Here is a 13,561-nt window from a genome sequence, read left to right as displayed (position 1 = left end):
ACTGGCCCGCGTGGACCAGTGAGACCACCGCCCCGCTGACCCTGTTTGACCCAAGAACGACGGCCGATTTGGGCAAATCCTCCCGGTCTTTCAAGACGGACATCGGCCGCGGCCGCTTCACAGTCAGCCCGCTGGAGTATCTCACGCCGCCGGACGGCCACCTGGTGCTGCCGCGGCCTGCCAAGGAAGTCTTCAGCTCCTAGGGGGTTCAGGGGGCACTTCGCCGGGGCTAAGAGCTTCGTCTGGTTCGGCGGCCGGGCCGAATCCCGGGACATGGATGCCGCCAGCGAGAATCCACCAGTAGGGGTCGTCCGTTCCTAGACGTCGAGTGAGTATCTGTTGATCGGACTCTTGGAAGGGAAACCGGCGGCTCACTTGAGTGCGGCCCGCCGGAGCGGAGCGCACACCTCCGCCAAGCCAGTAGATTCTCTGCACCCACATCAACGGCCACCCTCCCGCTGGCCGTTCATGAGGCGCGGAACTGCCAGGGGGTTGTCCTCGCGGAGTGCCTCCGGCAGCAGGTGCTGCGGGAAGCCTTGGTAGGCAATCGGGCGCAGGAAGCGTTCCATAGCCGCCGTGCCCACCGAGGTGCTTCCCACGGCAGTGGTCGCCGGGTAGGGTCCGCCGTGCTGTTGTGCGTACGTCACGGAGACACCCGTTGGCCACTGGTTCCAGACCACGCGCCCGGCCTTGCGGGCAAGCACCTCCACCAGTGCCTCTACCTGGCAGGAGTCCGTTCCGTGGATCGTGGCGGTCAGCTGCCCCTCGAAAGTCTCGGCAAGCTTGGGAAGCTGGGACTCGTCGTCGTACGTCACGACGACGGCGGTGGGCCCGAAGCATTCGGTTTGGAGGGCATGTGGCTCGGCGAGCATGTCCGCGGCGGTGGTGCGGAGCAGGGTCGGGCCCGGCGGATCGGCCAGCGGCCCTGCTCCCTGGACCAGCACCTCAAGGCGCGGGTTTGACTGCAGGCCCTGCAGGACTTCGCCGTAGCCGGACTGGATCCGCTCATTGAGCAGTGGCGCTGCAGGTGGCAGAGCGGCGTCGCGCAGGGCCTCCACTAGCCCCGAGTCGGCTGGGACGAAGAGCGTTCCGGGCTTGGTGCAGAACTGTCCGGCCCCGAGCGTGAAGGAGCTAACGAAACCCTCGGCTATTTCCGCGCAGCGTTCTGCGGCCGCGGCCTCGGTGACGAAAGCCGGGTTGTTGCTGCCCAGTTCGCCGAAGAAGGGGATCGGTTCGGGCCGGGAACTGGCGATGTCGAAGAGGGCGCGTCCGCCGGGGATGGAACCTGTGAATGCTCCGGCCTTGACCCTTGGGTCGCGCAGGGCGGCAGCTCCGGCGGCGGTCCCCGCGATGAGCGCGAACGTGCCGTCAGGAGCGCCTGCGTCGCGGAGTGCCGAGACGACAACGTCCGCCGTGAGCCGGGACAGCCCGGGATGGCCTGAGTGGGCTTTGAGTAGTACGGGGCTGCCCGCGGCAAGCGCCGACGCGGTGTCTCCGCCGGCAACGGAGAACGCGAAGGGGAAGTTGCTGGCGGCGAACACCACCACCGGCCCCAAGGGTGCCAGGACACGCCGCAGCTCCGGCCGCGGTGCGCCCATCGGCCAGTCGGCGTCGGCATGGTCGATGCGGGCGTCAAGGTAGCCGCCGTCGCGCAGCACTTCTCCGAAGAGGCGCAGCTGGAAGGTGGTGCGCTTGAGTTCGCCGCGGAGCCGCGCCTCGGGTAGCCGGGTTTCCCGTTCGGCCACGGGAACGAGCTGGTCGGCGGCAGCATCCAAAGCGTCAGCCAAGGCGTCGAGCAGCTCGGCGCGCTCGGCGGGACGGCGTGCGGCCAGTGGTGCCGCAGCTGTCTGGGCCGCTGCCAGCAGTTGTTCCAACTCGGCGTCGGTGGTCGGCGGCAGTACGGCGGCGGTGGTCTGGGCGATCGCGGTCATGCGCGGTCTCCTTTCGGGAGGCAGTTCAGATGGGGAAGTTCAGTTGTCCGAAGTTTCAAGGGCGGCGAGCTCGCCGATGCCCACTGGCGCGGCCAATGGTCGTTTTGCTGAGCCGGACAGGCTTTCAACGGTGGGAGCGGAGCCGGGGCCGGCCCCAAGGCAGGCGGCCGCGAAGCCGCACACCCGGCCTTGGCACCAGCCCATTCCGGCGCGGGTGAAAGACTTGAGTGTCCGGGCGTCGCGGGCTCCCAGGCTCTCCCGGGCATCGGTGAGCTGGCGGGCTGTGACTTCTTCGCAGCGGCACACGATCGTCTCGGGAGCGAGCCAGTCCTGCCAGGCCGGAGGCACGGGGTGCGCCAGGTGCATGGCCTCTGCAAAACGCCGGTGCCGCGCGGCGGTTTTCTCCGGCGAAACGGTCCCGCCCGCTGCAGCAGTGCCCGCCGCGAGGCCCTCAAGCACGGCCAATGTTGCCCCGCCGACGCCGGTGACCTCCCCCGCGAGGAACAAGCCGGGGACGCTGGACTGCTGGCGTTCATCGACGACGCCGACCAGCGATCCGTCCGCGTCGAGCCGAGTCTGGATCCCGAAGGACAGCGGCAGTTCCATCTGCGGCGTGAAGCCCCAGCCGAAGCCGACCACGTCCACGTCCTCGTACACACGCTCAGTGCCGGGCCGCACCCGGCCGCCGGCGTCGACCTTGGCCGTCTTTACGCCGGAAACGTGATCCGTTCCGAGGACCTCGGTGACGATGGTGCGCGTGCGGTACGGAACCCGGTGCCGGGCGAAGACGGCCGCGTACTCCGCGCCCTCAAGGGCCTTCTCGGGCACTCCCGCAGCAGCACGCAGATGCGGGAGCCAGGCGGTCGGGGAGGAGGACTCAAGCACCGCGAGGACCTTGCCGCCAGCCTCGGCGATATTCGCGGCAACCGGGAGCAGGAAAGGACCGGTCCCAGCAATCACGAAGCGTTGCCCGGGAAGAATTCCGTTGGCCTTGATGAAGGCCTGGATGCCGCCGGCAGCCATCACGCCGGGAAGGTCCCAGCCGGGAACTGGAAGCTGGCGGTCGTAACCGCCGGGACCCAGGACAAGACGGCGCGCGACGACGGTTTGGCTGCCCACGCTTGCCTCTAAAGCAGCCACCGCGGCGGTGGGCGTCGTGCGCAAGGTGAAGCCGCCGTCGTCCCCTTGAACTGGATGGATTTGCTGCGCCATCCAGACCTGGAGCCCCGGAAGGTAGGTGATCCGCCCGCGGCCGCGCGCGGCGTCGAAACGAGCGCGTAGGTCGAGGTAGGTTGGCCAGCCATGGTGCCCGCGGCCATCCTGTTCCGGCGCCACGGTCTCGGGCCGGTGTCGCCAGAACTGGCCGCCCGGTTGGGCGCCCGCGTCCACGAGCACGACGGCAGCTCCGGACTCGGCGGCCGCGACTGCCGCGGCCAGCCCGGCGGGACCTGCGCCCACGACGGCGACGTCTGCGCTGACGATGGGCGTCATGCTCGTCCTCCCCGATCCGCGCAGGAACCCTCGATCTCCATGCCCTCTTGCACCTCGACGAGGCAGGCACGCTGATTCGCTTCGCCGTCGACCGTTACGAGGCAGTCGAAGCAGACTCCGATGCCGCAGAAAAGTCCGCGGGGACGCGCGTTCTTGCGCGTGCTGCGCCAGGCGGTGATGCCGTTGGAGACCAGGGCAGCGCCGATGTTTTGTCCTGGTACCGCAACCAGTGGACGGCCGTCGAAGCTCACGTTGACCGCACCCTGCGTATTGACTGACCAGGTCTCTCCTGATGAATGGGTGCTCATGCTGTGGCCTCCTCTCGGTGAGTTGTGCTGTTTTCCTTTCGCTCGCCGAAGCGGGCCGGCGCGAAGGGGGAAAGGTCAAGGTCCGGGGCCTGGCCGGAGAGCGCTTGGGCAAGGAGCTTGCCGGTCCCGGCGGAGAGGCCGATTCCGGCGCCCTCATGGCCGGCGGCATGCCACAGCCCGGGGGCGCGCTCGTCGTGGCCTATCACCGGAAGGTGGTCCGGGCAGTACGGGCGGAAGCCGTGGTAGTGGCGGATGGCCTTGACGTGCTCAAGGAAGGGGAACAGTGCGACGGCGTTGCCCGCCAGGAGCCGAAGGGCATTGGTGCTCACGGTGCCATCGAAACCGACGCGTTCGCGCGTTGAGCCGATGAGAATAGTGCCGCTGGGAGTGCCCTCGACTACCGGCGAGGCCTGGAGTCCGGCGTCGGAACTGCCGACGTTATCGATGTATTCGGCTGCATAGACCTTGTGGTGAACCATGGGCGGGAGTGGTTCGGTGACCATGACGAAGCCGCGGCGGGGCAGGACCGGGACGTTGACCCCGGCCAGGGCGGCGAGTTCGCCGGCCCATGTACCGGTGCAGTTCACCACAGACCCGGCGGAGAAGTCACCGCGAGGTGTCCTCACACCCGTGATGCGGTCTCCGCTCCGGAGGAAGCCAGTGACGGGGGTGTCGGCGACGAAACGGGCCCCTGCATCGGTTGCCAGCCGAACCAGATGTGCGGCGACCAGCATTGGTTGGACCTGGCAGTCTTCGGGGTAGCGTGCCCCGCCCAAGGCGTCAGGAGTGATGTTCGGTTCGGCGTTCCGCAGGGTATCCGGGTCCAGCTTCTCCACCACAACGCCGTAACGGGCTTGCGCGGCCATCACACGGTTGAGGGATGCCAGGCTGCTTTCCCGGGAGGCGACGATGATGCCGCCCTTGGACTCGAATTCCCAAAGCCGCCTATGCTCAGCGAGGTCGCCATGCCAGACGCCAAGGGAGTAGCGGGTTAGTTCGAGTTCGGGACCGAGTTCCTTGTCCGAGACAAGGATGTTTCCTTCGCAGGCGGAAGACGTGCCGCTGGCGGGGAGCCCCTTGTCCAGGACAGTGACGGTGAGACCCTGCTGAGTTGCGAAATAGGCAGTGGCCGCGCCGATAACCCCGGCGCCAATGACGAGCACATCGCTCGCTGAGTTCATGTCTGTTGCTCCTGCGGTGGCTCGTTCTCGCCCGTGGCCCAGAGACCGCGGGCGTGGCCAATGTGGCGGCGCATGAATTCCTGCGCCGCCTGCCCGTCCCCGGCTTCGATGAGGTCGAGCAATTCGTGGTGTTCCTGGGCGGAGTCGGCCAAGCGGTTGCTATCGCTCAGGATCTTGAGGCCGTACATCCGGGTACGGGAACGAAGGCTGGTAGCCAACTCAACGAGCTGGTTGTTGCCGGCGTACCGCAAAAGCTCGGCGTGGAATATGCGGTCCGCGGCAAGGTAGGCAGTGAGGTCGCCTTCCCGCGCGGCGTCCACGATGTCGTCCGCCATGGAGCGCAGCACCTTAATCCCCGATGGCGGGACCGCCCCGGCCACGTCGCCAACAACAGGCGGCTCGAGGAGCAGGCGGATTTCCGTGAGCTCGTCCAGTTCGCGGTCGCTCATGGTGGTGATGCGGAAGCCTTTGTTCTTCAGTGTTTCCACCAGGCCTTCGCGGGCGAGATCCATCATGGCCTCGCGAACCGGTGTGGCCGAGACGCCAAAAGCCGCGGCAAGGGCCGGGGCGGAATACAGGGTGCCTTCCGTTAACGTGCCGGCGATGATCGCTGCGCGCAGGGACTCGGTGACGGACTCGCGGAGGCTGTGCTGGCGGCCGAGCGGCGCGATCGGTAGCTGGTTGTTGGTTGGCACGTTAAGCACTCCTTGTGCGGATTTCATCTTCAGGTGCCTCCTTCATACACCACGGCAGCGGTCGCGAGGTCTTCCCATGCCATGCCCACACCTGCGTACAGGCAGGGCTTGCCTGGGGAGCGCTCAAACTCTCCTTTGACAAGGTCGAGGAGGTTGGCGGGACGGATCGCTTCCCATTCCTCCGCGCTGCGTGCGGGTATCAGGTCCCCGGCCTCGCGTAGTGCCGAGGCGCGTCCCTCCACCACGACGTCGCTGCGCAGCACAAGGCCGGCGTCGACTTCACGGGCGTCCAGGCCGTGCTGGCCTACAGCGGCCACCACGGCACCAGGGGCAACCAAACCGCCGTCGAACAGAGGCGTACGGGAGGAGGTTGCGCAGATCACCACATCGGCGTCGGGCACCTCGGCCAGGCTGCCCGGGCGGACTTCGATGCCCTCGGTGGCCAGTTGCCCGATCAGCGCCGTCACCCGCTCGGGGCGCCGGCCGACGACGGCGAAGCTCGCCTCCGGGAGCACGGCGTGCGCCGCGCGGAGGTGGTTGAGCGCTTGGACTCCAGTGCCGAATACGAGCACGCGTTTTCTTTCGGTGCTTTCGTGGCTTCGGGGAGCGCCGTCGGGGGCCGAAGCCAGGATGTGTTTGACGGCCAGCAGCGTGGTGGCCGGCGTTCGGATGGCCGTGAGTTCGTTCCCGTCCATCGTGGCCAGCGGCGCCAACGTGTCCGAATCGAAGAGGATGTAAACCCCTTGGATCTTTTCGAGCGCCCGTACCGGGTTGGCAGGGGCTACGGTGAGCGCCTTGATACCGCTGTAGCGCTGGCCTGATGCGGGCATGAGCAGGAACTCGCCGTTCGGTGCGGGGCTGAACAACCGTGGACTGTCGTCCTCGGGGTCAACGCCGTTCAGGAGCGCGTGCTCAAGGGCCGCGATCGCCGTCGTCCACGGGGCGGCGGCTCGCACCGCCGTCGAATCGAAGTAGGGAAGGCTCACAGCAGGAACCCCGCGGGAAACGGATCGGTGGGATCCAGGAAATACTGCGCGGTGCCGGTAAGCCAGGCCCGGCCGGTGACCGTGGGGACGACAGCTGGACGGCCGGCCACCTCCGTTTCCTCAACCAAGCGGCCGATGAAACGGGAACCGATGTAGGACTCGTTGACGAAGTCGGTGCCCAGGGCCAGTTCGCCGCGCCCGTGCAACTGCGCCATACGGGCGCTCGTGCCTGTACCGCACGGGGAGCGATCGAACCAGCCCGGGTGGATGGCCATCGCATGCCGGGAGTGCTCCGCCGTCGAGCCGGGCGCCTTGAGATAGACGTGGTGGCAGCCGCGGATATCGTCGCGCTCGGGGTGGACGGGTTCATCCGTGGCATTGATCGCCTCCATGATCGCCAATCCGGCCTTGAGCAGGTCGTCCTTGCGCTCGCGCTCGAACGGCAAATCCAGGCTGTCCAGGTCCACGATCGCGTAGAAGTTCCCGCCGAAGGCCAGATCGTACGGGACGGCACCGAACCCAGGAACTTCCACCTTGGCATCGAGGCGGTCCACGAAGGAGGGGACGTTGCGGATGGTCACGGACTCGGCGTGACCATCCTTGACGGCGACCTGGGCGACGACCAGGCCGGCGGGCGTGTCGAGCCGCACGGTGGTAACTGGCTCAACGACCTCCACCATGCCCGTCTCCACCAGGACGGTTGCGACGCCGATGGTGCCGTGGCCGCACATCGGCAGGAGACCGGACACCTCGATGAAGAGCACCCCGAAGTCCGCGTCCGGCCGCGTAGATGGCTGGAGGATCGCCCCGCTCATCGACGCGTGGCCGCGCGGTTCGGTCATGAGTAGGGTACGGATCCAGTCGCTGTTCTCCATGAACCACAGGCGGCGCTCGGCCATGGTGGCGCCGGGGATCGTCCCGATGCCGCCGGTGATGACGCGCGTGGGCATGCCTTCGGTATGCGAGTCCACGGCGTGGAAGATGCGGCTGGTTCTCATGCTTTCCTTCTCCTCTTGTTGTGGCTGGTTTGGCGGGATTCGGCGGCTTGTGCGTCTGTCACCGGCCGCTTAGGTCCAGATTCGGATCCGACCGGCCCGGTCACCAGACCTTGGTTATTTGTAGCCCTTGGCGAGGGCTGCTTCTGTGTCGCGGACGACGGCGTCCCGCACCTCCGGGGCGAGCGGTCCGCGCGGCGGGCGGCAGGCGCCGCCACGGAGGCCAACGACGTCCATGGACAGCTTGATGGACTGGACGAATTCCGTCTTGCTGTCCCAGCGAAGCAAGGAGTGCAGGTCGCGGTAGATTTCCCGCGCCCGCTCAAGGTCTGCGACATCGCCGGAGGTGGAGAGCCGGTAGAGCTCGAGGGTAGATTCCGGAATTGCGTTCGGGTAGCCCGCCACCCAGCCGACGGCACCTGCCAGGCCCATTTCGACAACGGTATCGTCCGTACCGATGAGGAGGTCCACCTCCGGAGCGAGTTCTTTGATCTCATAGGCCCGGCGGACGTCACCAGTGAACTCCTTGACGCCGACAATGAGGCCTTCGCCGTAGAGGCGGGCGATGAGCTGCGGAGTCAGGTCCACTTTGGTGTCGATGGGGTTGTTGTAGGCCACGATCGGCAGCCCGACGGCGGCGGCGCGGCGATAGTGGTCCACCACCTCGTCATCGTTGGCGCGGTAGGCGTTCGGGGGGAGCAACATGAGCGACTTGGCGCCGGCCTCGGCGGCCTGCTCTGCCCACTTCTGCGTCTGCAGCCCGCCGTAGGCGCCCACGCCGGCCATGACGGTGAAGCCCTCAGGCGCGGCCTCGACCGCAGTCGTGATCACGCGTGCACGCTCTTCTTCGCTCAGCGTCTGGTACTCGCCCAGCGAGCCGTTGGGGGCTACGCCGTCGCAGCCTGCGTTGGCCAGGAAACGGACATGCTCAGCGTAGGCGTCGTAGTCGATGCTGAGATCGCCCTTGAACGGCAGCGCTGTGGCGACAAGTACGCCGTGCCAGGGCTTGCGGGATTCAGTCATTGTGGGTCCTTTCGGTGGGGCACGCGCGGCGCCGTCATTGTGCTGCCGTGAGCTACCTCACAGCATAATCTACCATGTGACATTGCACAGGTGGTCTAAATGGGTGCCGGGCCGAAACCCGGCACCCGGGTTTGCTGACTTGCGTCAGCTGGAAGGGGCAGGGAGGGCTAGCTTGCGGGAACTACGTACTGCTTTTCGGCAACCTTCCCGAGTCCTTCGGACAGGCCGGCATCGGTCAGGAGCTTGGTGATGGCGCCATCCGTGCGCTGCGCGGTGATGCCGGAGTCGAGTGCCTCCTGCAGGCTCTTGTTGCCCTTGGTCATCGGGAACGCGGCTTCGGGTGCGTGGGCGATTGCCCCGACGCGTGCGTCCGGCTTCTCGTTAGCGAGCGCAATCTTGACGCCGGCGGCGCCCTTGAACTGAAGCACCTGCACGCCGTAAGCGTCGACGTCGGCGTCCAGGCGGCCGGCGTCGAAATCTGCCTTAAGCTCGACGCTGCTGGGGTAGGTGACGAGCTTGTCGCCCAGGATCTTCTTGAGGTCCTCAACCCACAGGTAGCCGTCGATCGTGCCGATCTTATTCATCTTTTCAAGATCCGAAACGGTGGTGGCGCCCGACTTGGAAACGATGCCCATGCCGTCGAGGTAGGTGGAGGCGGAGAAGTCGACCGCTTTGAGGCGCTTCTCGGTTGCGTCGATGGTGCCCACCGCGAGGTCGATGTTACCGCCCGAGATCGACTGCACGGCATCTGCGTAGGTGGCCTGCTGGTAGGCGGGTTCGAGGCACTCGTCCTTGGCAATCTTGCTGACGATCGCGATGTCTATGCCGTTGGGCTTGCCGCTGTTGTAGCTGCTGAACGGCGGGATGTCGATGACGCCCACCGTGAGCTTGCCCGGTGCGACGGTCTGGATGCCGGGGTGCTTCGGAGTGCATGAGGCGGTGCTTGCGTCCGAGGCTCCGCCGCAGGCTGTCAGGCCGAGGCTGAGGGCGATCGCGCTGGCAGTCAGGATGCCGATGCATTTGAGGCGGTGGGTATTCATGGTTCCTCCTGTGGTGTTGGGGGTGCTGCAGGATGTGGTGGAGCGGTTAGGTGTGGCGGGCCATGCGCTTCTCGAAGAAGACGGTGATCCACGTGGCCGGCATCGAAATGACGGCGTAGCAGAGGCCTGCGAGGGTGAAGATCTGCAGATAGTTGAAGTCCTGGCTGCCGATGTTGTACGCCGTCTTCATCAGCTCGGGGACGGCAATTCCGTATGCCAGGGAGGTGCCTTGGAACATCTGGATCGCGACTCCCATGAGCCCGGGGATTGCCGACCTCATGCCTTGCGGCATGACGACCCGGAAGAAGGTGTCGCGCTGCGACAAGCCAAGGGCATTGGAAGCCTCAAGCTGTCCGCGGGCCACCGATTGGAGCCCTGCCCGCATGATCTCGCTCGAGTACGCCGCTGAGTTCCACGTGAGGGCGAGGCAGGCGGCCGTGATGCTCTCGAACGCGATCCCGAACTTCGGCAAGCCATAGTAGAAGAGGTAGAGGATCACCAGGGCTGGGGCACCGCGGCCAATTTCGACGACGGCGAGTCCCAGGGTGCGGACGGCCAGGTTCTTTGCGGTGACCATGAGGCTGAGTACCAGTCCCAACGGATAGCCGAAGAAGATCGAGATGCCGGCGATCAGGAGGCTGACACCGAGGCCTGACATCAATTGCGGGAGGTAGCATGCCCATTCGGTAAGCCATGTCATACGGAAACAGCCTTCCTCATGCGGGAATCGAGTCTGCGGGACAGGTAGGCGACCGGCAGGCTGAGCGCGATGTAGAGGATGCCCACCATGATGTAGGGCAGGATCCCCTCGACCGTCGGGTGTTGCCGGGCGAAGGCCTGGGACTGGAAGACCATCTCGGTGACGATGATCGTGGAGGCGATCGACGAGTCCTTGAGCAAGCCTGTCAGGTAGGTGGCGATGGACGGCGACACTATGCGGAACGCCTGCGGGACCATCACGCCGTAGAAAGTGGTTCCGCCGGTCAAGCCCAGGGCATGAGCCGCCTCGCCTTGGCCGCGCGGAACGGACTGTAGCCCACCGCGGTAGATTTCGGCGAGATAGGCAATGGAGACAACGCCCAGGCCGACTATTGCGGCGCCGACGGGGTTGAACTTGAACGTGCCGATCTGGATGCCGAACTTGAGCAGGAAAAGCCAAACGATGATCGGGACTCCGCGGACCAGGTCCACGAAGAGCCGCGACGCCAGCCGCACAAGAATGTTCGACGACGATAAGCCCACGGCCAGGGGCACGGCGCCCACGATGCCGATGGAGAATGCTGACAGCGTCAGCATGATCGTCATAGGCAGTCCCTGAAGTACTGCTGAAAGGGCGTCCATATCAGCGCTCCAGCACGGCCCGGAGGAAGCGGCGGGTGCGGGCTTCCTGGGGGTCGCTCATGATGGCGCGCGGATCGCCCTGCTCGATGATTTTGCAATCGGCCATGACGACGAGCGTGTCCGAGACGTCCCGGGCGAACTGCATTTCATGGGTGACCACGATCATCGTCATGCCGTCCGCGGCCAGTTCGCGCATCACGGCCAGGACTTCGAGCCCCACCTCGGGGTCCAGGGCCGATGTCGGCTCGTCGAAGAGCATGATGGCCGGATCGAGTGCCAGGGCTCGGGCGATGGCGATGCGCTGCTGCTGGCCGCCGGAGCACTTCCCCGGATGCTGGTCCGCCTTCTCCTTGAGGCCTACCCTCTCCAGCAGTTGCCTCGACCGTTCGTCGGCTTCTTCCTTGCTGCGTCCGAGGACCTTCTGCTGGGGGAAGCTGATGTTCTTCAAGGCGGACATGTGCGGAAACAGGTTGAAGGACTGGAACACCATGCCCACTGTGCGCCGCAGGGCCGCAAGGTCGCGGCTGTTGACATCCTTGCCGGGCTCGATGGTGTGTTGGTCTACCTGGATGGTGCCGGAATCGGGGCGCTCCAGAAGGTTGATGCATCTCAGGAATGTGCTTTTACCGGCACCTGAGGGTCCGATGAGAGCCGTGACCGTCCCCGGTTCAACGTGCAGGGATACGTCGTCGAGGACGGTGTGTTCGCCGTAGCGCTTCGAGATGTTGTCTAGCTTGATGCCCAGACGAGGTGCGAGCTTACCGTCTGCGATTTCTGAAAGGGTCATAGCGATCTTCCATGTGGGGGCCAAGGGCCGTCGATCGATGTGGGCTATGTCACGTGATATGTGAAATGGTACATGTCACACTCAACTAAGGGAAGACCTAACTTTCGGTACCGCAGTGGCCGAAGGCTGGGCGGGACGGACGGCCCTCAGTCCTGCCGCGGCTTCGTCAGCGGTGGCTCAGAGCTTCAGCGGGCGCGTTCCCGAACGCTCGCTCAGTCCCTAGTCCCTTCCGTGCATCGTGGCCTTTTGCACCAGGTCGGCCATCCACAGGCCGCCCTCGGAAACGTGCGGGTCGGAGCGCATCAGGGCACAGGCGCACAGCGGCGTCGCATCGACGCTAACCTACGCGGCGAGCTAGCCGAAGAAGACGGTCAGGCGGCCCGACGCCATATCTGCAAATCGCGCTATTGGGACGGTCGGTTCCCCACCCGCAACTGGAGGTAATCCGGGGCGGTGGCTGAACCGTGCACGCAACAGACGGATGCTCCGTAAGGGTCGCAACCACCTAGTACTACAGTCGCGTTTACTTTCTCCTTGTCGGCGTTTTAATCGGATTTCGCTGTACTTCCGTGTTAATTCTGTCCGGTGGGTGATGATATTTGCGTGGCGGATGTGCGGGAATGGGCCGATGGTTTGGTCGAGGTCGGGGAGCTAATCGGAGCGAGGTTCGCCCGGTCGGAGCCGCGGGCGAATGCGGTGGAGTATGTCAGGGGACTGCTTTCAGAGGAGGAGCGGAAGAACTCCTGGACGCTCTCGGAGCGCGCTGGCCACCGGGTTCCGGATCGGATGCAGCGGCTGCTCTCGACTACGGACTGGGACCCGGACGGGCTGCGGGATGATCTGCGCTCCTATGTCATGGACAAGATCGGGGACCCGGACGGGGTGCTGGTCGTCGACGAAACCGGCTTTCTGAAGAAGGGGCGACGGTCCGCCGGCGTCGCCCGCCAGTATTCGGGGACCGCGGGCCGTGTGGAGAACTGCCAGATCGGCGTGTTCCTCACGTATGCCACAAAGCACGGCAGAACGTTCCTGGACCGTGAACTCTATCTCCCCAAGGAATGGACGGAGGACCCGGACCGCTGTGCGGGAGCCGGCATCTCGGAGGACCGCGGGTTCAAGACCAAACCGGCGCTGGCCATTGAGATGATTGAACGTGCCCTGGACGCCGGGGTTCCGGCGAAGTGGGCAGCCGGGGACGCCGTCTACGGGCAGTACCACCGGTTGCGCCGCACCCTGGAGGAACGCGGAATTCACTATGTCCTCGCGGTCCCGGTTTCCCAGCGCGTCGTGGTCAAGGACGGGTCCTTCCTCGGCACCGAAAAGCGCGCCGACGCGGCGGTCGCGGACCTGGTTCCGTCCGCGTGGCGGACCCGCTCCGCCGGGCCCGGGTCCAAGGGTGTCCGCGACTACGCGTGGGCGCGGGTCCGGATCAACGGCGCCGAAGACGGTCATGCCGAGCACTGGCTGCTGGCTCGCCGCAGTCTGGCCAACCCTTCCGAGCTCGCATATTTCATCTGCCACACCCCCAAGCGCGTCCAATTGGCCACCCTCGCTTCGATCGCCGGGGTGCGCTGGTCGATCGAAGAAACCTTCCAGACCGCCAAGGGCGAGGCCGGGCTCGACCACTACCAAGTCCGCCAGTACACCGGCTGGTACCGCCATGTCACCCTGGCCATGCTCGCCCACGCCTTCCTCACCGCCGTCAAGGCCAAAAAAGGGGCCCAGGAACCGGACCGGACGGCCTCGTAGCGCTCTCCCTGCCCGAGATCCGGCACCTCATCAC

Annotated in this window: 14 protein-coding genes; 2 read left to right on the top strand and 12 right to left on the bottom strand. The window is 65.9% G+C overall.

Annotated elements, in window-relative coordinates; translation table 11 throughout:
- Positions 1–203 (top strand): hypothetical protein (locus J7I89_RS24770; RefSeq protein ID WP_214976005.1); only part of this gene is annotated, 203 nt, incomplete at its 5' end.
- A gap of 237 nt (positions 204–440) precedes the next feature.
- Here the strand turns inward: J7I89_RS24770 and J7I89_RS24765 are convergent.
- The 12 genes from J7I89_RS24765 to J7I89_RS24710 form a co-directional block, all read right to left on the bottom strand.
- Positions 441–1,931 carry an aldehyde dehydrogenase (NADP(+)) gene (locus tag J7I89_RS24765; protein WP_214976003.1) on the bottom strand — a complete coding sequence of 497 codons (1,491 nt, stop codon included), beginning with the start codon at positions 1,929–1,931 and terminating at the stop codon, positions 441–443.
- Between the two features lie 39 nt (positions 1,932–1,970).
- Positions 1,971–3,422 carry an FAD-dependent oxidoreductase gene (locus tag J7I89_RS24760; RefSeq protein ID WP_214976000.1) on the bottom strand — a complete coding sequence of 484 codons (1,452 nt, stop codon included), beginning with the start codon at positions 3,420–3,422 and terminating at the stop codon, positions 1,971–1,973.
- Positions 3,419–3,730 (bottom strand): (2Fe-2S)-binding protein, encoded by a 312-nt coding sequence (locus J7I89_RS24755; RefSeq protein ID WP_214975998.1) that lies wholly within the window; start codon positions 3,728–3,730, stop codon positions 3,419–3,421. Before J7I89_RS24755 ends, J7I89_RS24760 begins: the two co-directional genes overlap by 4 nt.
- A complete protein-coding gene (locus tag J7I89_RS24750; protein WP_214975996.1) occupies positions 3,727–4,911 on the bottom strand; it encodes an FAD-binding oxidoreductase in 1,185 nt (394 codons plus the stop codon). Before J7I89_RS24750 ends, J7I89_RS24755 begins: the two co-directional genes overlap by 4 nt.
- Positions 4,908–5,606, bottom strand: a complete 699-nt coding sequence (locus J7I89_RS24745) for a GntR family transcriptional regulator (protein WP_308160034.1) — start codon at positions 5,604–5,606, stop codon at positions 4,908–4,910. The genes J7I89_RS24750 and J7I89_RS24745 overlap by 4 nt, the downstream gene beginning before the upstream one ends.
- A 29-nt stretch (positions 5,607–5,635) precedes the next feature.
- Complete coding sequence (locus J7I89_RS24740; protein ID WP_214975993.1) at positions 5,636–6,592, bottom strand: ornithine cyclodeaminase family protein; 957 nt, start codon at positions 6,590–6,592, stop codon at positions 5,636–5,638.
- The gene (locus J7I89_RS24735) at positions 6,589–7,590 is read right to left on the bottom strand and encodes a proline racemase family protein (protein ID WP_056624611.1); all 1,002 of its coding nucleotides are present in this window, start codon (positions 7,588–7,590) and stop codon (positions 6,589–6,591) included. The genes J7I89_RS24740 and J7I89_RS24735 overlap by 4 nt, the downstream gene beginning before the upstream one ends.
- A 114-nt stretch (positions 7,591–7,704) precedes the next feature.
- Entirely contained in the window at positions 7,705–8,610 is a 906-nt protein-coding gene (locus tag J7I89_RS24730; RefSeq protein ID WP_214975991.1) for a dihydrodipicolinate synthase family protein, read from the bottom strand.
- 167 nt (positions 8,611–8,777) lie between these two features.
- On the bottom strand, positions 8,778–9,650 hold the full coding sequence (locus J7I89_RS24725; RefSeq protein ID WP_214975990.1) for an ABC transporter substrate-binding protein: 873 nt from the start codon (positions 9,648–9,650) through the stop codon (positions 8,778–8,780).
- Between the two features lie 46 nt (positions 9,651–9,696).
- Entirely contained in the window at positions 9,697–10,350 is a 654-nt protein-coding gene (locus J7I89_RS24720) for an amino acid ABC transporter permease (RefSeq protein ID WP_214975988.1), read from the bottom strand.
- Positions 10,347–10,991, bottom strand: a complete 645-nt coding sequence (locus J7I89_RS24715) for an amino acid ABC transporter permease (protein ID WP_056624624.1) — start codon at positions 10,989–10,991, stop codon at positions 10,347–10,349. The genes J7I89_RS24720 and J7I89_RS24715 overlap by 4 nt, the downstream gene beginning before the upstream one ends.
- 1 nt (position 10,992) lies before the next feature.
- Positions 10,993–11,778, bottom strand: a complete 786-nt coding sequence (locus J7I89_RS24710; protein WP_214975987.1) for an amino acid ABC transporter ATP-binding protein — start codon at positions 11,776–11,778, stop codon at positions 10,993–10,995.
- 612 nt (positions 11,779–12,390) lie between these two features.
- Here J7I89_RS24710 and J7I89_RS24705 point away from each other — a divergent pair.
- Positions 12,391–13,527: an IS701 family transposase gene (locus J7I89_RS24705; RefSeq protein WP_214976007.1), complete on the top strand. Its 1,137-nt coding sequence runs from the start codon at positions 12,391–12,393 to the stop codon at positions 13,525–13,527.
- Positions 13,528–13,561 lie beyond the last annotated feature (34 nt).

The organism is Arthrobacter sp. ISL-5, from assembly GCF_018613835.1.
Lineage (GTDB): Bacteria > Actinomycetota > Actinomycetes > Actinomycetales > Micrococcaceae > Arthrobacter.
This window is presented reverse-complemented; position numbering and strand designations above follow the sequence as displayed.